Origin of the sequence: Paraburkholderia aspalathi (assembly GCF_900116445.1) — a bacterium.
Lineage (GTDB): Bacteria > Pseudomonadota > Gammaproteobacteria > Burkholderiales > Burkholderiaceae > Paraburkholderia > Paraburkholderia aspalathi.
Map to the genome: position 1 here is coordinate 20,805 of NZ_FPBH01000052.1, position 23,798 is coordinate 44,602.

The 23,798-nt window shown below is 55.8% G+C and carries 20 protein-coding genes and 2 pseudogenes; 14 read left to right on the plus strand and 8 right to left on the minus strand.

Annotated elements, in window-relative coordinates; translation table 11 throughout:
- Positions 1-66: 66 nt before the first annotated feature.
- Both BM438_RS41920 and BM438_RS41925 read left to right on the plus strand, forming a co-directional pair.
- The gene (locus BM438_RS41920; protein WP_093646945.1) at positions 67-534 is read left to right on the plus strand and encodes a hypothetical protein; all 468 of its coding nucleotides are present in this window, start codon (positions 67-69) and stop codon (positions 532-534) included.
- Between the two features lie 123 nt (positions 535-657).
- Positions 658-954 (plus strand): excisionase family DNA-binding protein, encoded by a 297-nt coding sequence (locus tag BM438_RS41925; protein ID WP_143131854.1) that lies wholly within the window; start codon positions 658-660, stop codon positions 952-954.
- 160 nt (positions 955-1,114) lie between these two features.
- On the opposite strand, the gene BM438_RS41930 is transcribed toward BM438_RS41925, so the two are convergent.
- Positions 1,115-1,372: a hypothetical protein gene (locus tag BM438_RS41930; protein ID WP_093646951.1), complete on the minus strand. Its 258-nt coding sequence runs from the start codon at positions 1,370-1,372 to the stop codon at positions 1,115-1,117.
- Positions 1,372-1,957 (minus strand): annotated as a pseudogene (locus BM438_RS41935) (IS607 family transposase). The gene BM438_RS41930 and the pseudogene BM438_RS41935 overlap by 1 nt, the downstream one beginning before the upstream one ends.
- Positions 1,958-2,118: 161 nt before the next feature.
- Here BM438_RS41935 and BM438_RS41940 point away from each other — a divergent pair.
- The 5 genes from BM438_RS41940 to BM438_RS41960 all read left to right on the plus strand — a co-directional run bounded on the left by BM438_RS41940 (position 2,119) and on the right by BM438_RS41960 (position 8,109).
- The gene (locus tag BM438_RS41940; protein WP_143131855.1) at positions 2,119-2,733 is read left to right on the plus strand and encodes a hypothetical protein; all 615 of its coding nucleotides are present in this window, start codon (positions 2,119-2,121) and stop codon (positions 2,731-2,733) included.
- A gap of 601 nt (positions 2,734-3,334) precedes the next feature.
- Positions 3,335-4,405, plus strand: a complete 1,071-nt coding sequence (locus BM438_RS41945) for an SPFH domain-containing protein (protein WP_093646955.1) — start codon at positions 3,335-3,337, stop codon at positions 4,403-4,405.
- 7 nt (positions 4,406-4,412) lie between these two features.
- Positions 4,413-5,102: a hypothetical protein gene (locus BM438_RS41950; RefSeq protein ID WP_093646957.1), complete on the plus strand. Its 690-nt coding sequence runs from the start codon at positions 4,413-4,415 to the stop codon at positions 5,100-5,102.
- A 68-nt stretch (positions 5,103-5,170) separates the two neighbouring features.
- Positions 5,171-7,429 carry a TFIIB-type zinc ribbon-containing protein gene (locus BM438_RS41955; protein ID WP_093646959.1) on the plus strand — a complete coding sequence of 753 codons (2,259 nt, stop codon included), beginning with the start codon at positions 5,171-5,173 and terminating at the stop codon, positions 7,427-7,429.
- A complete protein-coding gene (locus BM438_RS41960) occupies positions 7,426-8,109 on the plus strand; it encodes a hypothetical protein (protein WP_093646962.1) in 684 nt (227 codons plus the stop codon). The genes BM438_RS41955 and BM438_RS41960 overlap by 4 nt, the downstream gene beginning before the upstream one ends.
- 464 nt (positions 8,110-8,573) lie before the next feature.
- Here the strand turns inward: BM438_RS41960 and BM438_RS46555 are convergent, their stop codons facing one another.
- Positions 8,574-8,813 carry a hypothetical protein gene (locus BM438_RS46555; protein WP_244179593.1) on the minus strand — a complete coding sequence of 80 codons (240 nt, stop codon included), beginning with the start codon at positions 8,811-8,813 and terminating at the stop codon, positions 8,574-8,576.
- A gap of 57 nt (positions 8,814-8,870) precedes the next feature.
- Between BM438_RS46555 and BM438_RS47160 the strand changes: the two genes are divergently transcribed.
- The gene (locus BM438_RS47160; RefSeq protein WP_244179594.1) at positions 8,871-9,362 is read left to right on the plus strand and encodes a transposase; all 492 of its coding nucleotides are present in this window, start codon (positions 8,871-8,873) and stop codon (positions 9,360-9,362) included.
- 255 nt (positions 9,363-9,617) lie between these two features.
- On the opposite strand, the gene BM438_RS41975 is transcribed toward BM438_RS47160, so the two are convergent.
- A complete protein-coding gene (locus BM438_RS41975; RefSeq protein ID WP_093646965.1) occupies positions 9,618-10,127 on the minus strand; it encodes an SET domain-containing protein in 510 nt (169 codons plus the stop codon).
- A gap of 206 nt (positions 10,128-10,333) precedes the next feature.
- Entirely contained in the window at positions 10,334-11,512 is a 1,179-nt protein-coding gene (locus BM438_RS41980) for a DNA cytosine methyltransferase (protein ID WP_093646967.1), read from the minus strand.
- Positions 11,513-12,035: 523 nt separating this feature from the next.
- Between BM438_RS41980 and BM438_RS41985 the strand changes: the two are divergent.
- Positions 12,036-13,090, plus strand: a pseudogene (locus BM438_RS41985) (NADH:flavin oxidoreductase/NADH oxidase).
- A gap of 422 nt (positions 13,091-13,512) precedes the next feature.
- Here BM438_RS41985 and BM438_RS41990 read toward each other — a convergent pair.
- On the minus strand, positions 13,513-14,094 hold the full coding sequence (locus BM438_RS41990) for a TetR/AcrR family transcriptional regulator (RefSeq protein WP_093646970.1): 582 nt from the start codon (positions 14,092-14,094) through the stop codon (positions 13,513-13,515).
- A 624-nt stretch (positions 14,095-14,718) separates the two neighbouring features.
- Between BM438_RS41990 and BM438_RS41995 the strand changes: the two genes are divergently transcribed.
- The 4 genes from BM438_RS41995 (at position 14,719) to BM438_RS42010 (ending at position 21,411) form a co-directional block, all read left to right on the plus strand.
- Positions 14,719-15,360 (plus strand): TetR/AcrR family transcriptional regulator, encoded by a 642-nt coding sequence (locus BM438_RS41995; RefSeq protein ID WP_167378539.1) that lies wholly within the window; start codon positions 14,719-14,721, stop codon positions 15,358-15,360.
- Positions 15,361-15,631: 271 nt separating this feature from the next.
- A complete protein-coding gene (locus BM438_RS45190) occupies positions 15,632-16,066 on the plus strand; it encodes a hypothetical protein (protein WP_143131856.1) in 435 nt (144 codons plus the stop codon).
- A gap of 353 nt (positions 16,067-16,419) precedes the next feature.
- A complete protein-coding gene (locus tag BM438_RS42005; protein WP_093646978.1) occupies positions 16,420-19,833 on the plus strand; it encodes an EAL domain-containing protein in 3,414 nt (1,137 codons plus the stop codon).
- Between the two features lie 681 nt (positions 19,834-20,514).
- Positions 20,515-21,411, plus strand: coding sequence for a LysR family transcriptional regulator (locus BM438_RS42010; protein ID WP_093646980.1), 897 nt, complete (start codon positions 20,515-20,517; stop codon positions 21,409-21,411).
- A 401-nt stretch (positions 21,412-21,812) separates the two neighbouring features.
- Here the strand turns inward: BM438_RS42010 and BM438_RS42015 are convergent, their stop codons facing one another.
- On the minus strand, positions 21,813-22,220 hold the full coding sequence (locus tag BM438_RS42015) for a GFA family protein (protein ID WP_093646982.1): 408 nt from the start codon (positions 22,218-22,220) through the stop codon (positions 21,813-21,815).
- Positions 22,221-22,443: 223 nt separating this feature from the next.
- Here BM438_RS42015 and BM438_RS42020 point away from each other — a divergent pair, with 223 nt between their 5' ends.
- Positions 22,444-22,671, plus strand: coding sequence for a hypothetical protein (locus BM438_RS42020; protein ID WP_143131857.1), 228 nt, complete (start codon positions 22,444-22,446; stop codon positions 22,669-22,671).
- An 880-nt stretch (positions 22,672-23,551) separates the two neighbouring features.
- Here BM438_RS42020 and BM438_RS45970 read toward each other — a convergent pair.
- Positions 23,552-23,798, minus strand: a 247-nt coding sequence (locus BM438_RS45970; protein ID WP_208620780.1) for a hypothetical protein, incomplete at its 5' end; no start/stop codon positions are given.

Sequence of the window (23,798 nt, forward strand, 5' to 3'; positions counted from 1 at the left end):
TGGCGGGATCGTCGCTGTCCTCGCGCGGCCTTGTATCAGTATGTGGCTGACACTGGAGGCTGTAATATGAATGCGGCCGAGAAACGCGAATTAGTGATATGGACAGCGCGAGCGCACGTCGGCGAGTATCTTGACGGGTCGATTGATCTGCCGGTGCTTTCTACCAGAGCAGGAAGTCAGGAGTGGTGCGCTCACGAGGCGCTGCCGTTTAACGACGCGGACAAGTGTCTGCTCTGCCTGCTTGCAGATTTGAGGGCGTCGTCTCGATACAATTTTCCGATTGACCCTGCAGCGAAACCTGAACGGTTGATGACCGTTTTCGTCGAGCGGATAGCCCGTCCGGAGGACATGAGGGGCGAACCCGTGGCCCGGTTCGATATCGTTTTCGAAACCTATGTCGCTTCAGCCGGAGTCCTCATGAAGGGGGCGCCGCGTCAGGACGTTGGTCCCGTTTCGTGCGACAAGGGCGAAGGAGTCTGGAAAATGATGCTGAAACTCCTCAGAGCGATGTATCCGAAAATTGCGGGCTCATGAATGTGCGCGGGCGATTACTCATGGTCGTTTGCACGGTCATGCCGACCGCGAGGCGCCATCGCCCTCGACGACTGCGGGATCTTTGAGTTTTGAGACATTCCGTCTTTTTAAGTGGAGACCTCTTTGGGCCGCAAACAAAATCCCGATTCAGATCACGATGCGATGACCATTTCTGAAGCCGCGAAACTTCTTCACGTTTCCCGCACGCAGCTGGATACGCTTATTGATGAAGGCAAGCTGGACGCGGTCCGCTACACCCAAGGGGGCCATCGACGGATTCAGCGAGCAGCTTTACTGGCGTACAAAGAAGAGATCAAGACTACGCAGAAAAAGGGACTTAATAGAATGGTGGAGGCTTCTGAGTGCATGGGCCTCTACGAAACGGAGCTTGAAGAATTGCCTGTCCGTCGGAAGAGTTGACAATGGTAAAGGGAGTACCAGAAGGTCCGGTAGTTCCGTGTGTCGCCACGGTGTCGCGAATACCTTTTTGGGCCTGGTATGCGAGACCTCAGCGTGCATTTTCACGAAGAGGAGCTTGTCAATGTCCGAAGGCACTGAATCGCAAACTCGCGCCTATCGGTCAAATACCGCTAACATAATGGTGCACAAACCTGCGCATGCAGATTGTTATCGCAGGGGAGCGGTAGTCCGTGCTGAGGGGGACGGCGTTGCCACCGTCGCCCGTGATACCTGTCGCACACCGGTGCGGCTTGCCGCCCTGACCCGTGATCTGCGCGTAGAGCTTGCGCTTCATCGAACCGTGCAACGCGGCCATCTGATCGAGCGTCTGCGCATCCTGCGATGACAGGTTCAGGCGGGCCTGGATGGTCGACTGCATCAGGCGGCTAGCCCCCGTAGGTTCTTGCGGCGACGCGAGCCATATAGCCGCGACGAAAAGATCGTCAGGATTTCGACAGGGTCTTCGGTTAGCTGCTGCTCACGGCTGACGTCGGGGACTGCGTCGAGGATGACGACCTCGACGAGCAAGAATTCGCAGATGCGAAAGAGCAATTCGTTACCAAAGCGCAGAAGGCGGTCTTTCGTGACCAGCACGAGACGCGCCAGGCGCCCACGAAGACTGTCAGACAGGAGGCGCTGGAGTCCTTTCTTGCGGTAGTTCAGCCCACTGCCCAGATCAGTGATGATCTCGTTATCGGCGAAACCCTGCGTCGACGCAGTGGCGCTCGAGCCGTGCCGCCTGCTCCGTCAGCTGTTCGACCTGGTCGTGTGAGGAAACACGGGGGTAGCAGACGGTCTTACCTGCGACAGCTGGCTCAGCGCGCAAGGTGTCACGCTGGAATCGCCGATGACCGCAGGCGATCCGCCCGAGGGGCATCAATAAGCCCTGTCGATGCCGGTGTCGCAGCGTGCCCACCGCCAAGCCCAGTTCTGCCGCGGCCTCGCCAATTGACAGAAGTCGCATCCGATATCTCCACTAAGATACCGGGCGTAGGGCCTGGGAAGCCGTTTGAGCCGCTCGCGCAGGCGCGGGCGTAGGGCCCGTTTTTAACCGCGATGGTCAGGTTTGCGCAGACTCAATGCTTACTGCTGCAAATCCCCTTCTTACTTGGACTGCTTCGAAAAATGAACCTGGAAATTCTCGATTGGGCAAACAGCCATCATGTCCTTGGCCCGATTGCCCAATTGACAGCGGCGTTGTTCGCCTTCTTAGCTGTAATTTTATCTCAAATTATGCAAGGCGCCCGTGCGAAGAAAGACATTAACGCAAGGTTCGATATTTTTGAGAGGGATAGCGCAAAAAAGAGCCAGTTCGACCGAAGAAAAGAGCGATTGGAGAAGGCTGAGGAGATCTTCCTTGAACTTAAACAGGCTTACGCATCCGCTGAAGTTGGAAGGAACGCGTGGCAATCTGTGGAAGGTGAAAATGAGGAAAGGCGCGGCAAGCTAGAGGCTGCCTTGAGCGAGCACTATCGGATGATTGGAGAGAATCGTCAGCGACGTTTCAAGGTACAGATGCTCGCAGCTGTATATTTTCCGGAATTCAAGCAGTCGCTTTTACGCTGGACCGATCTGGAGCAACAATGCGACTCAGTTAAGGCCGCAGTCGAAACTGCTATTGACCTCAGCACATCCGTAAACTTCGTAGAAATTGACGCCGCTACCTTTCTGCTAATTGAGCTGGTGTTGTATCTCGATAGTATTTGTCAGGAGATCGCGGAGTACGCAATTTCGGCCTAGATGTGGACTTGTGCGAAGTCGTAAAACGTTGCGCCGCAAGCTTCGGAAACTTGACACACGTGTGACGATCGGCACGAAAGCGGCGTCGATTCCGCTGACCGCGCTCGTCAACTGGAGTATCGCTGCCCGCCTTCGAGTCTGCTTGAGAGAACTTTGCCCCATCGTGCTTCGCTTTCGCGTCCGACTGTTGCTGAATGGTCCAGCGTTGAGTCGCCTCGAGGAGCGCGGCACTGCGAGATCGCGGCGACGAAGCGCCTGAGCGTGAAGGGCAGGTATTTCTGAAATCCACGGGAAATGGTACGTGAAACGTTTGCGCGACAAGAATTTATCGAGACAGGTGCCGCGTGTCGCGTGAATCCGCGCTGAGAATTCGACGCTACAAAGCGAAATGACTTCGATTTTTGGGATGTTTTAGGGGCAAAAAAATTCCCAAAATCGCTAAAGTGTTGCCGTTTTGTGCCGTTAGACAGGCGAGCTACAAGTTTTAATAGCCTCCACAAAAGCACTGGCATCCGTGAATCCCGACGGGGCGCGATTGAAGACCTGCGGAAACTGAGAGTCAGTAGGTAAATTAGCTGTATCAGCGCGAACAAAAATAGAAATGGCCATCATTGATTTAGTGAAGTGGAGTGGAAGTCCCAACCTGCTTGCCTGGAAGTTTCCGTCAGAAGAGCTGTCCACGTGGACGCAACTGGTTGTCAACGAGTCGCAGGAAGCCTATCTCGTACGAGGTGGTGTATACGAGGGGCCGTTTGGCGCCGGCCGTCATACCCTCAGTACAGAAAACTTGCCGGGACTGCGGACTCTTATCGGAATACCGTTCGGCGGGAAATCGCCGTTCACTGCAGAAGTCTGGTATGTAAATCGTGTCACCAACCTCGATGTGCGCTGGGGTACCCCCGATTCGATCCAGCTTCAGGACCCAAAGTATGGGGTCATGGTTCCTGTTCGTGCGTTTGGCCAATATGGCGTGCGCATTACCGAACCGAAGAAGTTCCTGCTGAAGCTCGTCGGTACGCTGCCTGGATTCGATGCGGATACGCTATCGGATTACTTTCGCGGCGTGTTCATCACTCGCATCAAGACGGAAATTGCGAATGCCATTACCCGGGCAGGTGTGTCGATCCTGGAGATCAACACTCAGCTCGATATGTTGTCCGAGGCGCTAAAGACGTCGCTGTCGGCCGAGATGGCTGAATACGGCGTGGGACTTGCGCAGTTCAACATCCATTCAATCAATGTTCCAGAGGACGACCCTGCGGTCAAGACGCTAAAGGCCGCCTTGGCGAAGCGCGCTGAAATGGGCATCATCGGTTTCACGTATCAGCAGGAGCGAAGCTTCAATGTGATGGAAACAGCGGCCGGAAATGAGGGCGCCGCTGGAACGCTAATGGGAGCGGGCATTGGCGTGGGTGCCGGATTCGGTATGGCACCGGCGATCGGTCAAGGCTTCGCACAGATGGCACAACATGTTCAGCAGCCGGTCTCGCCGCCTCCAGCCCCGCAGTCGCCGCCGCCTGCTACTTCGGCGCCGAGTGGCGCTGCACCTTCTGCGGGAATCGGCGCGGCGGAGCGGATCCGTCTGTTGAAGGAACTCGCTGAACTGAAGGCCGCTGGGATCCTTAGCGACTCGGAGATCGAGTCTGAAAAACAAAAAATTCTCGCCTCCTGATATCAACATGAATATTCGAAATCATCTTGCCGCAGCGGCGGTCGTGGTGGCGCTAGCGTCGCTCGCTATTCTTTACCTCCTCGTGCCGGCAGATAAGCAATCGACGGCGACCATCGCAAGTATCCTGGCCGTTGCTTTTTCCTTGGGTTCACTCATTTACCTGCCAAGCGCATTCGCGCCTGCGGTGAAGACGCAAGCGGCACGCCTTGCTGGCGTCGGCCCGATGGGCGTAACCACGGTGTGTACGCTCATCTTGTCTCTGGCGGCGTTGGCGGCAGGCCTCTCGAACCTCCCGTCCATCGCATGGGCGTTGCTGGTTCTCGCCCTGGCGTCGTTGATGGTTGGTATTTTGTTGACCAACGTCACGCGCAAGGTCGTGGATGATGTGCAGATCATACAAGAGAAGGATGATCGGTACCGCGTCTGGACCAACGCCCTTAACGAGGTGGCGCTCGCAATGAGCGATGAGGCACTAAAGACCCGTTGTAAGCAGATTGCGGAGGAATTCCGCTATGCGCCTTCGGCGCGCGCGATTGATGCCAAGGGCGAAGCGTCGCACGTGGTTACCGCCATTTCTGCCTTACAGGCGAGTGCCGGACAGGGCGATGCCGCTGATATTGCGTCGAAGCTGAACTGGTTACAGGCAAAGGTTGCAGCGCACACGTCAGCCCTGATTGCGCTTCGTTCACACGCTTGAATTGAGTCGAACACGGGCTCAGTCATTGTTTCGTCAGAAAGAATAAACAGACCAATTGCGGGGAAAGTATGGAAGGCGGGGAATTGAAGCTAGTTTGTAGCGGTTGTGGCGCCAGTCTGGAATATTCAGCTGGCGCGCGCGCGTTGAAGTGTGTGTATTGCGCGGCGGTTACGGAAATTCCGCGTGCGGACGACGAAGAGGTCGACGCGGCGCCGGACCAGGTTGTCACCTTAACGGTCAGTCGGAATCAGCTTGAAGACGCCGTTTTTCAACATCTGGCTGAAGGCAAATACACCCCGGACAATCTTCTTGAGCATGCAACCTTCACGAAGATCGAGCAGTTCTTTGTGCCGGCGTACGCTTTCGCGGGTAGTTACGAGGCTCAGTGGACTGCGAGTTTTGGATACGACCGTACCGAGCACTACACGGACTATGTGCGCGACAGTAAAGGTAATTCACGGCCTGTAGCGAGGACCAAGACGGTAACGGACTGGCGTCCGGTGAACGGTACGGATACAGGCGATTTCAGCGTTCTCACCTACGGGGGAGCACGGTTGAATGATTCAGCGTTGAATCTCACCACTCGACTTGTCGAGCGCTGCCGTATGGGCGGGGAGGTTGTGGACTACAGCGCCTCGTTCACCAGCGGATTTGAGGTGGAAGCGTACGGAATTCGGCCGAATGACGCTTACACGGGGCGGGGCGAAGCCCTGGTCAACAACGTCATTGAAGCAGGCGTCATGCGCCACGCACAGGGCGATCGTCAGAAAGATTGGCATTGGAAGGCGACTACGCGCAAACAGTCGTCTCGCGTACTGATTCCTGTGTGCCACGTTGTGTACGAGTTTCAAGGCCAAGCCTATAACGTGTGGACTGACGGCACTTCTACCCAGAATCTCGTGGCAGACGCTGCTCCTGAAGATCACTCACGTAAGCACGCGGTTCGCATCGGTTTCGTACCGTCGGCTGCGGCCGCTATCGGGGCCGTGGTTGCTCTCAGCTGCGCGAGTGGCCGTATCAGCAACATGCCGGAGAGTTCACTCTTGTGGGTCGGCCTCGCTGGTTCATTGCTTTACGGTGCACTTCGCCGCCAAGCTATTCTCTCTTACTCGCTCAAGCTGCGAAAGGCGATCCTCGCCCAGCGCAAGCTCGACACCGCAAATACGTCCAACCTGGAAGAGAGCGAGCGCCTGAAGATGGTCGAAGCATGCAAGCGCCCCGACCGCTCGTGGTTTGCGGGCACAGCAAAAGACGCTGTGATTCTCCCACTTGCCTCGGTCATTGCGCTTTCGGCAGTTGTCACGCCTCTGCTGCACGAGAAGCTAAACGAGCATCGCGAGCGACAGTACGCCTCGGTAGAGTCACCCGTCGATCAGACTGCTGCGACGCAAAGCGAGGCGTTGAGCCAACCGACCACCGCACAGGTTCAGAACGCAACTCAGGTCGCCGATGCTACACCTCGGCCGCAGACTCAACAGCCCACCGCGGCTTCTGAATCGGCTCAAGTAACCGATGTAGCTGCCTCTACGACGAATGAGGCGCAAACGCAGCCAGCAGTTCAGCAGGCCAACACAAATCAGGAACCGGCGGCGCCGCAAACGGCTCCGGTTGCTTCGACATCGGTGCAGGTGAATCTCCCGCAGCCGGTGCTTGCAGTACTGAGCGCTGCCGCGCAAAACGACTGGACGTCTGTCGATGCCAGTGCCGACAAACTGGGGCAAGGCGGAATGCAAAGCGCCGTGCACCGCGATCGTGCCGCTGCGCGCGCAGCCAACATCGAAGGAAAGGCGGCTCTACAGGCGAACAACTATACCGGGGCGGTAGACGCGTTTCGCCGCGGGGTTGCCGCCGACCCAGCCGATATCGAGTTACTGAATAACCTCGGCTATGCGTTCGAAGAGGGAGGGCAGCAGCAGGACGCGATAGATACGATTTCGAATGTGCTGAACCGTGTTCCGCGCCGCACCGCGGCATGGGCCAATCTTGCGAGCAGTCTGGCAGAAAGCGGCCATTTGCCGGAGGCCAAGGCAGCCCTGAGCGTTGCGGTCCACTATACGGGCAATCGTGACCGCACATTGGCGTTCCTGCAAGAGCAGGCCGCAACGGGACGCTCAGACGCAATCCGGCAGATGAGCGCGGCGGTATCCCAGCAGGCGTTGAACATTCCAGTTGTTGGACCCACAGCCGTCAATATGCAGGTAAGGCAGAGCGCCCCAGTGGCGCGTCCGGCCGGTCGGGAGCAGTCGTCGCAGGGCGACGCGGCTTATGTACGAAGCATGAACCAGCAACTCGAACAACAGCTAAAAGATCTCGGCCAATCAAAATGAAGAATCGTATTTTTTACGGGAAATCTATCCTCGTTGGCACCATTGTGGCCTCGTTGGCCGGCTGCGCGGCGCCGGATGGGAGCGGACCGTCGAATGCAGCTACCCAGGGGGTGGTCGGAGCGGGCGTCGGAGCCATTGCTGGTCTCGTACTCTGCAAGGCAGTGGGTGGATCTGACGTGGCGTGCAGAAATGCGGCGGTGCTTGCCGGTGCCGCAGGTGCTTATATCGGCTGGCGCCATGGTAAGGAGCAAGACCTTGCTCAGGCCAAAGCTCTCGAGCAGTCGTTGCACAGTGCAGGCGTACCCGTGATAACTGACACAGCTAACCTCAACAAAGCTGATGGCTCGGGCAACGCGCAGACTGTCACCGCCTGGAAAGGGACAACAGTGGGATTGCCCAAGAGCATGCTCGCCGCAAAGAGCCCTGATTTGCAGAAGAGCGTGGAGTTGAGCGGTCAGTTGGCCGCGTCACGATCGGAGCCATGCCGGGTACTCGTGTCGGTCCCAGACGCGGACAAGGCAGAGGTCCTTGCGTGGCTGAGCAACGGAATGCACGCACCTGGTCCGAACGCGAAGCAGGCACCGGAAATCAAGATGGTGGCCGCGAAACCTGGAGCAATACCTTTTCTCCGAGTCGAGCCAGTCGACCAGCAGCAATTCAGTAACGGATCTGTTGCCTAGGTAGCTCTGTCAGTTCGTATCGAGATCGGGACGGTCGGCGCTTTGCGGCGCCGTGCCTACCATTTGTTTCAACGTGCACAAATCTGCTCATGCGGGCTGTCTTCGCAGGGCAAACGGTTGTCCCTGCTGAGAGGTGCGGCATTATCGCCGCCACCAAAGGTGCCGTTCGCACTCTGGTGCGGCAAGCCGCTCCGGGTGGCGAGCCAATGCTCGCGTATCACGCCTCTGTACGCTGCGTGAACGCTGCGCCAGGCGGTCGCACGCGATTCCCGGCCTTCCTTGCAGGTAGCTCGAGGGCGTGATGACCGCCCCGCACCGGAACACGGACAGCCGCGTTCGGGCGTGGCGGACGTTCAGTCAACTTCTGCCCGCGACGGGCGATCACGCCCGCCGCAGCAGTATGCACACTCCAACCTCGTCGCGATGCGAACTTGACCGCACCGATGGTCGACGTGTAGGCCGGATCAATCCTGATCAGTTCGACGCCTGCACGGAAGCACTTCGTGCCGATATTTTGCATAGAGCAGTCCAGAGAGCATGCGTGCCCCCTTCGGGCCAAGCTGCGCGATGGCCTTCTTCGCCGTGAAGTCCAGGTCTTCGGCGACTACTGGATTACGCGCTTCTTTCGCACACACTACCGCTTCCTTCAGCGCGCCAGAAAGCACGGCATTACGCTGGCCTGAGGACGCATCCTCGCGCAGCAACGGAAATCGACGGGTGCGCAGCTGGTTGCCGAACGTGTCTGTTTCGGTGACGGCGAGGTGGTCGACATTGAAGTCGATCCCAACGGCGCCGTGCGCGACATCCAGCGTGATCTTCTGCGCGGGCTGATGATTGAAGGGTATTCAATCGTAACCTGTAGCTGCTGTAAGAGGCGCATAGGCCCGAAGGGCCTGGAAGGCTTGCGAATAAGAGAATGGGCCTGCTTTGAGTGTGGCGCGTATCATCACCGCGACATTAACTCGACAGACAACATTCTCGCGGCGGGTCGTCGCCGTCTTGCAGAAGGAATCCCCGTCCTTCCCGCGCCTGGCGCGGCAGCCGCAGACTGGGGCCCGGGAGGACGTCAAACACAATCGGAGCGTTGGCGCATGAAGCGCTGCCCCATCATCGGGGACGGCCCCCCATCGCAATTAGCCGAGAGGAGATTCATGCGCCCCGACTGCTTATCAACCTTGTGGATCGGTTCTGTAGTCCGCTATGTCGACCAAATGCTGCTGCTGACTCGCTCCGCGCTGGCGTTGACGGATTGAGGTCGGCAGTCACGAACTACGTGCAAGCGGGAAATGCTTCAGGGAGATAGGATGGACATCCTGCTCCACGAGCTGGAACGGCTGCAGCGGCTAATCAATAGCTAACCCAAAGAACCGGAATCGTTAACGCCCTGCCGTTAAGCATGTCCCACGTCTTCCAGCCTGCGATCATGGTGTCGCCATCCGTGGTGCGTTCAAAAGACCAGCAGCTTTTACTGTGCTTTTGCGGCGGATTGTCGCAATCCTCTCGTTAACTTACGTTGCTTGAGTCGAGCTGCGGGTACCGGTTCGGACGCCCTTTTTGCGCTTCTCCAACATCGTTCCCCTGCATTCGGGCGATGAACAGAAGCAACGGTATTCCTCCCGAATCTTGCGGCTGTGGCGTCCGTCGACCACCAGCGCATAGTCGAGCGTGAGTTCCTCCCCAGGCGATGTATCGCGCAGTGCGTAAATGAAGATACGGTTATCCGACAGCTCAGCCTCGCAGTTGGGCGAGCATGCGTGATTCAACCAGCGAGCGCTGTTCCCGCCTTTGCTGCCGTCAATGACGATTCCTTCCTCGATGTCGAAGAAGAACGTGTGTCCCGGCTGGGAACGGTCACTTGGTAGCTGGTCCAAGACGTCCGCCCAGCTGACTCGAGTGCCCTTGTATTCGCAGACAAATTCGCCTGCGACAATGGTGTTGTTCGCAAAGAGGCCCCGGCCGTGCACCGGCGAGCGGTGCACCACAAATCGCGGACGTACTTTGCGGGCAGCTTGATTCATGACAGCATCGTCCTTCCGGAAGGGTGGGGAGAAGGCGCTATGCCGGTGGGGTCAACGGCACAATTTGCGGACATATCGATGTTGACTAGGCAAAATCTGGCTGTCAAACGGATCGCGAAAAAACTGACACCAAGGCGCTGTTGTCCGCTTCCGGGGGATAGAGGCGGGCGACCGGCTGCTCCTGTTGTGTCGTTCAGGTTCGGCGTCTATCGCAAAGCCGATGCGATCCAGCGTCCGGCGACGGTGGCTAGTTGCACCGGTACGGCATTGCCCAATTGGCGCATGGTCTGGGACCACGAACCCGGGAGTTCGAAAGTGTCCGGCAATCCTTGAAGTCGGGCAGCTTCCCTGCCTGTGAAGTGGCGACTCGTTCCATCGAGGTCCACCATCATGTTTTCGCCGCCAGGCACGCCGTGGACGCCAGCTTTGAGCGTCTTTGCCGGCTCGTCGATAAAACTGCCAGTGTGGCCTTCGTATTGCTTTCCTGCGCCACGCGGTTCATGCCCGCTCACTTTTGCTTCGAAAGAAGGAGTGCCGAGATCTAGGAACGCATCACGGCAGGTAAGCCATGCTGTTTCTTCCGGCGGTCGGGATGGATGCACGAACTTCGAAAGTTGGGCGCGTGCAGCGCGAGGAATTGCGTCATTGTTCAGACGCGGCAGGTCGTGGCGTTTCCAGTATTCGCCTGTTATCCATTTGTCGAAGGCGAGTCGGCGTTCGCTGTGCGTCTTCGCGGGAAATGGCGGCAGGGTGCCGCAGTCAACGCGTACCCCTGCGATCAGGACTCTTTCGCGCCTCTGTGGAGCGCCGTAGTCCGCTGCGTTGACCTTAGCCACCGTGACCTGGTACTTAGGGACATCCAGAGATTCTTCAAAACCACCTCGTTCCAGGCAGTCGAGTATGTGGCGAAGGTATTCGCTGAACGCCGGCCGTAGTAGCCCTTTCACGTTTTCGAAAAGAAACGCCCGTGGCTGCATCTCGCGCACAGCGCGTATAGCCTCCGGCCACATGTCACGCGCATCCTGTGGCCCCGCCGCCAGGCCGCCGTTGGAGAACGGTTGACAAGGTGGTCCGCCAGCAACGAGGTTGACTCCCCGATAGCTGCTCCAGTTGATGGTCCTGACGTCTGCTTCGAGGATAGCGGGGGAATTGCCACCTTGCGTCTCCGAGTAATTCGCGTGCAGAGTTGCGCACGCTGCGGCGTTGAACTCTGCCATGGCCAAGTGGCGAAAGCCGGCATTCTCCAAGCCTTTCGCCATCCCGCCGCAACCCGCAAAGAGCTCGACGCACGTTAGCAGTCCGTCTGTACCGTCAAACGGGGGATGATTTTTAGCGCCGGCAACTGCAGGCGCGTTTCCATTGATATAGCCTTCGATGGAACGCATGACACGAGCTCAAGTTAAAGCTCGTGTAGGCGGCGTTTTTATCTGGGTAAGTGGCCGGCTGTTGCGTTACGCAGTCCCTTCGCGAAAGGGGGCTGCTGCGCCTCGACGGTGGTTGGCCGCCGAAGGGACGATTTGGTGGGGGCGGGAACAGGCATCCACCTGGCTGCCGTTCAAGCCACAGTGGCAAACACGCTTGCTTCACACGCGGCAGGTGCGCCTTAGGGGCGAATGCTCCCGCATCGAATCGCAACAGCGACATTCAGCAAACGCAACGGCTGCCGTTGTGGCGTAACGAAGAATCAAATGCAACAGCGGTACTTACGCATAAGGTTTTAGCCGCGACTTGCGTTTCTACTCTTCAATTTGCTCGATGCCGTTGTCAAGCGCAATCTCAAGTTGATACAGCTTCGCGTATCGCTCCACGTTGCACGCGTCAGCTAGATTTAAAGAAACAACACCCGATATCAAAAATGAATATCGTCAAGTTGGAACCGATTTCGATTCAACTTTTACTGGAAAACCAATGGGCGTACTATTCACCCCGGCGACCTTGAAAGCTCTCACGCTATCTGATCGCATCGTTGTTTCACCCATGTGCGAATACCGTGCGGTTGACGGCAGGGCGAGTTCGTGGCACTTCGCGCATCTTGGTGGCTTGGCGCAGTCGGGCGCGGGCATGATGATCATCGAGGCGACGGCTGTCGAGCCCGAAGGGCATATAACCCCTGGCTGCCTTGGATTGTGGGACGACGAAACCGAAGCCGCATTGAAGCCAGTCGTGCCGGCTATTCGGGCGAATTCCAGCATTGCACCTGCAATGCAAATCAGTCATGCCGGCAGGAAGGCGTCGAGCGAGGTTCCGTGGAAGGGGGGCAGCTTATCCGCGTCGAACAGGGCGGCTGGCTTGCGCATGGACCGTCGGCTTTGCCGCAAAAGGAGGGCGAGGCGCCGCCTGCGGCGCTTGATGGTGCTGGCTTAGAGCGTATCAAACGACCGTTTTCCAATACCGCAAGGCGTGCCGCGAATCCTGGACTTGATGCGCTTGAAGTCCATGCGGCGCATGGCTATCTGCTCCACGAATTTCTCTCGCCAATTTCCAGCCAGCGAGCTGGTTCGCGATGCGTTTCCGGCGGATAAGCCGGTTGGCGTGAGGATTTCAGCAACGGATTGGGTCGAGGGTGGCTGGGACATTGAGCAAGCCGTGCTACTGGCCCATGAATTTTGGAAAGCGCGGAGCGGATTGGGTCGATGTTTCATAGGGTGGAATCTCACCGCTGCAGAAGATTGTTGCTGGCCCGGGCTATCAGTTGCCCTTTGCGGAACGAATTAAACGAGAAACGGGAATAAACACCATTGCGGTGGGGATTATTACCGAACCGCAACAAGCTGAAGAAATCCTCGTCAGCGTCAGGGTGGACTTTGTTGCTGTTGCTTGGGGGTATGCTCTACGACCCGCGATCGGGGTGGCACGCGGCTGCCGCGCTTGGAGGCACTCTCGAGGCAGCTCCGCAGTACTGGAGAGCTTTTCCGCATCGCTATCCGGATCTGTTTAAGAATGTCCTCTATAGGGCGCGCTAATCGCAAAACGATGGCCGGCGCGCCACTGTATCGACTCAAGACGAGCACGTACTCGTGGCTGTCTGCGGTTTTCCAGCTGGCAAACGATGGGCCAAACTAGTCGCTCTTCTTCAATATCAAACTACGGGGTCGACGCAGCGAGAGATCCGATTCACTTCGTCACAACGGCGCGCGCCATGCTGCCCGAATATGCTGATGTTCGATCGCATCATTAGCGGCGCCGCCAATCGTCGTGCCAGCGAGCGTGGTTGGGAACGAGAATTTGAAGCAGAAACGGCTCCGGCCGGATGGCGCCACAGCCCACGCGCCCGCAGCGGCGGCCGGAGGGAGCGTAGTCCACGCCGAGCAGCCATGTTTGAATGCGAAGCAGCGGCCAAAATAGGAACATTGATGAATCTGTTAATAGCCGCGTGTTTCGAATGTCAGCGCAGAATCGTCAAGAACAGAGTCTCTTTGAAGTTGACCACTGGCGTAGGATCGCGATGCAGTTTTGCCATCAAATACGCGCCCTGCAGAGAAGACACAATGAATGCCGCGAGCTCCTGGCAGTTGGTGTCCGCACGTAGTTCCCGGACATCAACTGCCGCCGCTAGACAGTAAGCTACGCATTTTTCGATTTCGGCAAAGATCTGGACTATGCGGAGCCGAATGGCTTCGCCGCTGTCACCGGCCTCTGCGGCGAAATTTCCGAACAGGCAGCCATTGCGGGAATCGTTACGACTGATGTGTCGGATGCTCGTGTCAATATATTTGCGCAGTCGGAACATCGGGGCAAGTTCATCATTGCATAGTGTTTCGCGAAGATCGCGGCACGCGTCCGCAAAATACAGGTCGATCACTTCTAGACCGAATGCTTCCTTGGACGCGAAATGATTTGTGAAGGAGCCGTGTGGAACTTCCGCCGCTTGGACGATATCGCGCACGCTCGCGCCGTTGAAGCCATGCTCGTGGACAACACGCATTCCTTTGGAGAGGAGGGTTTCTCTGTGCGAGGGTCTAGACATAGCAAGTGCAGAATTGTACGGACGTACATATCATAACACGCCAGATTGATGTCCTTGTTTGCTGGTTTTTCCGCGCGTCGCCTCAGAGTTACGGGCTAGCGAGGAGGACTTCGAATGAGACGAGGTATTGAAAAACCGAATTGCCGCCGCAGGGGCAGCTAGACTATGACTCGTCAAGCCCAAATCTTAACGTACACGTTGATTCGGCAGCGTGTACGCAAACACCGTACCTAGCTTCTCGCGATCACGCGACGGCAGTCAGCATGTACCATATTTCCCGGAACTCAGTGTCAATTCTGGGCAATCGATGGCCCGATTTCTGTGTTTTGTCCCAGTTTGAAATTGGTCTGCGGTGCGTACTACGCCAAACTGTGCATTGCGCCAGCGTGCGTAGCCCTCAGGGCGGGCGCCAATGCGATGACATACACTCGACTAACCCAAAACTACAGGCGACGTGATCCGCATTGTTTGACTCGTCTAAACTACCTAGGCGAAAAAACGTGCTTTGTTTTGTAGCATTGACGACTGAACCAGGTATCCGCCCTCTCTATGTCAGTTAGATGTGGCCAGGTTCAAAACTCAACGTTACCGCGCCGAGCAGCCGGGTATATTGACAGGGCAAATATGGACGAGCATATTGAAAGAATGGCCAAGAGATCGAATCGAGAAAAACTGTTGACGGAAGGCTTTCGTGTGCTGCAGGAGCGCGGGTGCGCAGGCGCGGGCGTTCGAGACATTATTAGCGCCGCGGGGGTATCGCGGGGGTCATTCACATATCACTTCGGGTCGAAAGAAGATTTTTTCCTGGAAGTGCTTGAGATATACGTTGCTAGGCTTCGGCGGACGGCGGAGGAGACCCTACTCAATGGCGAGTTGTCGCCGTTATCGCGACTCGGAGCCTACTTAGAAGCTCGTGTAGATTGCGTGGGTGGGTTCGGTGTACAGAAGGGGTGCATGCTTAGCAATTTTAGTGTCGAGGTGAGCGGTCGCAGTGAGAACATCAGGCGCCGACTCCTTGAAGTCTTCGATGAACTGCAGTCTTACGTTGCCGGGTGTCTCCGCGACGCCGTTACGGCGGGAGACTTGCCCGAGAACTCGGCATGTGACGAACTCGCGGTGATGATTGTGGACCTAATGCAAGGTGCGATGTTGCGCAATCGGATTCATCGCGATAGTGCTCATCTGCAGTATGTGAAGACATCGCTCATGCGAGCTGTTGTTGGTCGTTTCGAGCGGCAGGTGAGCGTAGCCCAGTGGCCAACTTGACGCGAGTCTCGCGATGTTCCTCTGGTTGCTTCGATGGAGCGTCGATCTCTGCTGCACGCTGGGTTTCCCCGTGGTAAGTCTCTCTATGTGAGCCGTGTAGTGTTCGGTGTTGCCGTCGATTCTCACGACGATTGAGAATTCGATTTATGGAAGATTGCAAGCGCGTGGGAGATCTAGATGATCTGGTCTTACCCACGATTCACCGAGGCACTTCAGTCGTTGGACGGAGCGCGAAGTCGGCAACGAAGAAAATCGGCCAAAGGAGCGACCGATGCAACAGGAAGTGCATGACGCAGAAGAGATTGAAGCCTTGTGTTTTCGACTTTTCGACGGTTGGTGCGAACGACGCAGCGTCATCCCGCTCGCATATCTTATGCATGCGTGGCCCATCACGACGTCTGACGGTTTTTCAAATAGGCGGATTCAAACCACCTTACGAGAGCTTCAAAAATCTCATCCGGATTCGCTTACACCCGCAGACCATCTGGATATCAAGCGCGTGCTGACGGTCGAACAGCGCTGGACGAGCGGAAATCCCGACGGCTGTCAGCCAGGCAACCGAGATCTAACGAGGGGGCTTGTTCTTCTCAGTCAATCGACTCAGTCGATTAAAAATCCGGCGACAGAGTCAACGTGTCACTGCGCGGAATCGACTGAATCAAACGAGGCGTACACCTTGAATCCGTCTTGTGCAGAAGCCCAATGAGTTCAAAAACTATTGTGCGGAGCGACCTGTTGGTAATTTTGTTTTTTTGATAGGAGAGTTGTTCGTTAGGTATGGGAGCAACATCAAAGATGCCGGGCGTTAAGTCGTACTATTTGCTCTCGCAGTGTTTCGCATAGCGGGCGGCTTGCGAACATTGATTGTCGACTGCCTGGATGCATGGGGATAAAGGCAGATGGGATAAGACTGTCAATCCCTTAATTCTCGATCGCAAGTCTCAAGGGTGCAAAAAAAGGCAGGCGGCATCGGATCAATGACGCACTCTCAATTTTTGTGTGGGGACGAACAATGATAAAGCAGTCGCGAGAACTTTTCAAAATGAAACGATACGGAAGATGGCTAAAGGTCGGACAATTGTTTGCGAGTGGATCGTTTGCATGTTTGCCGCCGAATTTTCCGGACCGTTACGCATGACGGCTCGCTCACCGTATGGCTATCACGGTAGGCATTCAGTCGATGGCATAAATGCGGCCGATACGCACGTATCGAGCTCACTATTCGAGGAGATTGCGAGGACCGCCGCGCTCATTTGTCAGGTGCCAATCGCTGCAATTACGTTTTCGGACCCAAATTTGCGATGGCTGTATTCAGAAATCCAGATATCCCATGCGGACTGGATGGCTGCCGAAGCAGTGTTCCTCCCTTGCTCCCCGATCGAAGATCGTGGCAAAGCAGTGGCCGACACGATTGAAGATCCCCGCTGTTCCCAAAAACCATTCGCGCTTGATGGTATTGACATCCGTTTTTATGCGAACGTCCCCATTCGTCTCGTGATCGAGGACCGCTGTGTTGGAATTCTTTCGGTGGCGGCCTGCGAGCCTCGTCAGTTATCCGATGTCCAGAGACTCGCCTTGGACAGTTTGGCTCGGCTTGCCCTCAGTTCTCTATTGAATTCGTCTTCTCTCGCGAGCGCTTGGATTGAAGGTGAGGCAGATTCGAATCGGAACTCTGATCTGAATTTTGTCTTACTTGCCGACTGTCGCGGAAGAATTGATTGCGCTAATCCAGCATCTGCTCGCTATCTGGAGAGCATCTCGTTGGGTCTGGCCGACATCAACCTGCGCGATCTCGTTGACCCGGAATATTGGACGTCGGTCGATTCGGCTCTTAGCGGGGCGATTGAGCGGCGACTAAGTTCACCTTTCATCGTACGCGTGGCAGGACATGAAAATACTGATCGATGGATGCGGTGGATTTACCAATCGGTCGCGGATCTTCAAGGTCGGACTGTGGCGATTTATGCCGTCGGACATGACATCAGTGAATTTAGGCAAGCGGAGCTTGCATTAGCAAAGAGCGAGCGACAACGCAGGCAACTGTTCGAGCGCACGCCGGCGCTGCTTCATTCGATGGATGCACAAGGTAACGTCCTCAGCGTTAGCGATTTGTGGCTTTCTACGCTCGGGTATAGCCGCGATGAAGTACTGGATCGATCTTGGTCCGACTTCTTGACGCCAGCGTCACGTGAGTATGTCCGCTCTGTCGTGCTGCCTGAATTTTTTCGTATCGGCCATTGTCGCGGCGTGAAGTGCGCGATGACGCGAAAGGACGGCAGGGCAGTTGATGTCCAATTGGCCGGCGTCGTGCTGGATCGGCGCGACGACGGGACACCATTGCGGTCCATGATCGTGGTTGAAAATATTACAGATCACAGGAAAATTGAAGCCATTTTATGTGAGAACGAGCGTCGATCCCGCGCGCTGGTCGAAAATCTTCAAGTAGGATTCGCGATGCTGGAGACTATAAGCGACGATGCCTCGAAGATAGTCGACTTTCGGTTCGTTGCGGCAAATGCGGCAATAAGCAAGACGAGCAACTTTACGCCAAATCTCCTAATCGGCAAGACGGTCTCTGAGGTAGTGGGTAGATCCGGTAAGCCCGGATGGGACTGGCTCGGCACGTTCACGTCGGTCGTGAGTACCGGAAATCCGATCGCGCTGCAGGAAGTACCGACGTCGTCGGGTGGCTGGGTTGACATGGTCGCGTATTGCCCGGGTCCCGGTCAATGTGCTGTCCTGCTTCTGGACATGACCGAACGAAAGCAAATGCAGTCTTCCCTTGCGGAACAGCATAAGTTGCTGAGAGTGACGCTACATTCAATTGCCGACGGTGTGGTTACTACTGATCAGGAAGGTTGCATCACATATCTTAATCCAGCTGCAGAACGGCTAACGGGCTGGTCGATCGAAAATACGCATGGGTTACGGTTGAAAGATGTATTCGATGCGCGTAGCGAACGGTCTGGGAAACAGGAACTGGATCCAGTCAGCAAATGTCTCGCCGAGAACCGCGTGGTGAATAGCGCAGACAGCATCGTTCTAATATCACGGGTTGGTAGAGAGCACGTCTTAAATACTTCTGCTGCCCCGATCGTGAACGCAGAGGGACAAGTCCTTGGGGCGGTGTTGGTGTTCCACGATGTTACCGAGCAACGTCGGCTCGCGAAGGAAATGAGTTACCGTGCCACACACGACGCTCTGACCGGGCTATTGAATCGCGCGGAATTCGAAACGCGACTTGAGCGCATGCTCACTGATGCGCATGAGACAGGTAGCGAGCACGCGATGCTGTATATCGACTTGGACCAATTCAAAGTCGTGAACGACGCGTTCGGTCATATCGTCGGTGACCAAATGCTCCAGCAGGTGACGGAACAATTGGCGCAATGTATCCGAACGAACGACACACTCGCCCGGCTAGGAGGCGATGAATTCGGTGTCATCCTGGAGCAGTGTGATATGGAGTGGGCGAATCGGATCGCCACCCGAATCTGCGAACATCTTGACGAATTCCGGTTTACTTTTAGTCAACGACGCTTTCATATTGGTGCAAGCATCGGTCTTGTTCCGATTGATAATCGATGGCCAACCGTTGCGAGTTTGCTTCAGGCCGCAGATAGTGCATGTTACGCCGCCAAAGATGCCGGGCGCAATCGCGTGCATTCATGGGTGGACGCGGATGAGGTAGTGTCGGCGCGACACGGCGAACTGCTATGGATCACTCGCTTGGAGCAGGCGCTCGACGAGGATCGATTCGAGCTGTATGCCCAACTCATCGAACCTCTCGATTCGGAGGACAGCGGCGTTCGCTGCGAACTGCTGTTACGTCTACGTGAACCTGATGGAAATCTGATATTGCCTGGAGTCTTCCTCCTGCCGGCTGAGCGCTTCCAGATGGCATCGCGCATTGATCGTTGGGTAGTCAAGCGAGTGTTCGCATGGATGGCGTGTCACCGCGGTCGGTTGAAACACGTGAAAAGCATTTCAGTCAATCTTTCGGGCCAATCTATCGGCGATCGTAGCTTCCATCGCTACGTGCGAGATCTGGCTGACACGTTTGATATCGAACTAGATAAGCTGTGCTTTGAAATAACAGAGACAGCGGCTATCACGAATCTTCGCGTGGCAACGGAGTTCATTGAGTTGCTGCGATTGCAGGGCATAAGTTTCGCGTTGGACGATTTTGGCAGCGGTGCGTCGTCTTTCGGTTATCTCAAGGCGTTACCTGTAGACTATTTGAAAATCGACGGACAGTTCGTCACCAATCTGGACAAAGATCCCATTGATCGAGCAATGGTGCGCTGCATTAGCGACGTAGCAAACGCACTAGGCAAACGAACCGTCGCAGAATTCGTCGAGACATCGGCGGTTGCCGCTTTGCTGCGAGATATGGGTATCGACTACATACAAGGCTACTTTGTTCATGTGCCGGCCCCAATGGATGAGGTTCTAGCGGCAGCCGACGGGTAGGGACGAAGAGAGTAGGGCGTGCGTGTCAGTTCGGCGATCCTGCTTGCCGTGAAAATCGGATTTGGTCGCGGATTGCTATCAGTGGTGTCGGGGATCACCTCCCGGGGTCGGGTAGGTAATGACTAACTTTTCGGTTCAGACTGAATGCAAATATTCTGAACGTCGATGTGTCTGGTTGGCATGTTCGCCACTCCTTAGAGCCGCTTGGTCAAGTCGGTCGAACCGCGCCGGATGCTTCGCGGACCATCGTAAAGTTTGAGCCGATCGTCGGGCCGAAGAATCACGGGGGCTCCGTGTGCAGTATTGTAGTACGCCGCGTATGACCCGCGAGTCTGTTCCGAACTGTCCAGCGCGCTGACCGCTCAGCAGAGCTCTGGAGAATGCGTTGGACAGCGCGGTGACTACGTGTGGAAAGGATTACGACGAGTAATCGGCACTTCCTGCCGCAGGATGCGCGTGACCCGAAGTCGATCAGCTACTGCGCGCCGTCTTTTTGAGACCACTTCGACTGAAGCAGTGCGAAATCGGTTTTGACGATAGGAGACGAGATGGGCCTACGCAGAAATGCCGTGACCTTCAAGCCTTTATCTGTGAACCACTCAATATTGTGATCGAGATCGTGGTCAGACTTTTGAAACGAAGTTGAGGCATTCCGCCTTCGGCGGCATTAGAGGATGATTGATGGACCATTTAGAATCTTTGCGAATTTTCTGTGCTGTTGTCGAGGTGAAAAGCTTTACTCGTGCTGCCGAAAAGCTAGGGCTGTCGATACCGAAGGTATCCCGGGCCGTCACGGATCTCGAACACAAGCTTGGAGTACGACTCTTTCAGCGTTCAACGCGTCACATTTCGATGACTGAGGCGGCGGAACGTTTTTTTGTGGGATGCGAGCGTATTCTTGTCGAGCTCGGTGCGCTCGAGACGGAGGCGCGACATGGAACGACAGAACCAACTGGAGTGTTACGACTCGTTGCGCATACGACGGCGACGGTGAACGTTCTTGTGCCATTGATTGCAGACTTCAAAACGCAGTTCCCCTCCGTACATCTCGATATCACACTCACCGAACGATCTGTCGATCTTGTCGAAGATGGCTTTGATTTAGGTATTCTTTTTCCGTTTATGCTGACCACGGATCGGATGATCACGCGGTTCCTTACGCGCCTTCCAATGACGATGGTTTCGTCGCCAGCCTATCTCGCGTCCCGTGGGCAACCGCAAACGCCGGACGACCTTGTGAATTTCAACTTTGTGGCGATTTCTCCCTCCGTGCAGGCTCCTTTGCTGCGTTTGCGACGAAACGATCAAGAAGACACGATCAACGTCAATGTCGAGATCGCTTCCAACAATTCGTCACTGCGAAAGGAAATGGTGGTTCGGGGATTCGGGCTTGGCGTCTTGCCTGAACCATTGATAGATGAGGAGCTTAAAGATGGACGGCTGGTTCGGGTCCTTGACGAATATGACGTCGTCGAAAGCGGTAATGAGTTGCGTCTTGCATATAGCGCCCGAAAGTTCATGCCAGCGAAAGTTCGTGCGTTTGTTGATTTTGCGACTTCGTACTATGGGGTTGAATAGAGTAATGAGATGGGCGGTCAAGATAGATCTTGCAGGCTGCTGGATTGGCGATTTCGCAGTCATGGAAGGCGTACTCACGACGTCGTATCACCTTTCTACTGTGTTTTTAAAACATCGCCTGTGCCGTGTAGACGGTCGTGAGTAGGACGATGCGGTAAAGCAATTCACATCATCCAGGTTCACGACGTCAACGATACCGATCGCATCGAATCCTTTGCTTGTCTCCTGCGGGACAGGGAAGGGGAATCTGTGATCAGAAGAATTTGGATCTTCGGCCCGGACGACTTTGATCGTGCGAGATTTCGGGCCCGTTAAGTCGGGTTGGCGACTGCTTTCTGTGCGGGCCTGGACAGTAGCGCTGATCTCGTCCAGCGAAGGATCCAGGACCGCGAAATCGTCGTCTAAGTTTGCCCCTCAAGCGCTTGGACGTCGTCGGGAATCGGGACCCAACCCTGCGCACTCTTCATCCAGATGAACTGAGCTGGTCGGAGCCAACTTGTGTCATCGAGAGTGCCGGGCTTGATGGAAAGTACGTCCTGGACGGACTTCAGCGCATGATAGATGCGGACGCCGCACTCGGGGCAGAACACACCCGTAACTTCACCGCCGCTGTCACCGATACGCGTAAATTGCTTCGTCGAGCCGGTCAATGTCAGACCGTCCTTCTTCACCACCATGAACATGCCAAAGGCGCTGCCTGACTGACGCTGGCATTCTTTGCAGTGGCAGGCAGCTAGGCGAATTGGCTCCGTCGTCAATACGTAACGCACGGAGCCGCATTGGCAGCCGCCAGTGTAGGGTGCGGGCATGTTGTCTGCTCCAGTATCCATCGTCAATTGATTGCAAGGGGCTACCTTGCGTGAGGTAGTGATTGATGCCTTCCTCCCGACCTTGTACGAAGACGATAGTACGCATCGTTAAAGAACTGACGAGGGCACCATCTACCCTCGGCCAAGCCAGAGCCTCCTTAAACAGACAGCCTCCAAACCAGCGTATCAGGCGGCAAAGTATTGGCGCGCGGGATCGAGGTTCATGCCTATGCTGGCGCAGTACCGCAACCAACCCTGGAGTCAGCATCAGCTCGAAGGGAAAAGCGATCTTACTGAATTGGTCATTGTTTCCAAGATACCGATGCACTTTCACCGCACCTTCAAGTTTCAACATCCAGCCGATAATTGGCTTGAACGCGCCGTTTGCGAGATCCGTGATACCGAATTATGCCGCGACCATTCAGCGTGCGTCGGCGTCGTCGATAGCTAGATGTTGTACTTCTTGCACTGCTGGTTTCTTGCCGATCATATCATCACATCGGCATCCAGGGTGTCATCTGGCGCGGGGTACGCCTTGGATGTAGGCGATATCGTGATTGATGGATGCGAAGATCAACTTAAAGAATCTGAATCACTCAGGCGATCGAAGGCAACATGCGCGGTGGCCGTTCACGATATGCATCGCTTCCGCAACAACATCTTGCTAGTTGATACAAGGAGATGCGCCGCTCCGGCCTCGTGAAGCCGCTTTCCCACCGAAGTGCGCGCCCGCGCGCCGAGGCGTTTTGGCCTGATTCGTAACTTGCGTCGTCCAACCCGACCCTGTCAGAAACAAATGATTTAGATTTCTTGCCTTCTGCCAGCGCGTTATCGAATATTGGAAGCAAATTTTGCCCCGCGGGGAACGGACTTTTATGGCATAGCCAGGTGTCGAGTGGCGTACTCTGAAGCTAGATCAGATCGGCTCCCTGTCCTGTTGCGGGGCAATGCGCCATCCAGCAATTTTTGTGGCGAAAATGTTAAGTCGACCAGCAGATCATGCTGAACCAACCCAGCTTAATCTCAATCGCAGGTGAGATCGTTCATAGGAAGCAGTTGTACAGTTCTACATGAAGTAGCTGCACAAGCCGCGTATCAAGTTGTTCGTCAATGCGGAGCCGGATTCAACTCTTGCGGACGCCTCAAGGGAGTTTTGTCGCAGATGATCCCACCTGACCGACCTTGCCTTCAAAGGACTGCGTTTCATCCGAGAAGGCCCCCCGATGAAACTTACAATGTCGTGGGTGAGTGATTTTCCAGACAGTCACGCGACTGAGAATGTCACGTTTCTTTTTTTGATTGCCGGTTCTCGCGGCTCAGCCGCGAGGGCTTCAGTCTTTCCGCCGCGATCCTAGCGTCTCACTCAGGCAGGCGCTAAGATTGACCTGCGCCATTTGTTTGACGATGGCCTGCGCGATTGTCCCGACTCCCACTGCCACAAGGCAGACCATTGAGGGGAAGATCATTCGACAGTGATCCGGACCGAAAATCTCAACGGCATGATGATCAGTCGTTTGCGTATTGATGTACCAGTCCGGAAGTGTCGGCGACGGCATGCAGTGCAGCGATGTCCGAGAT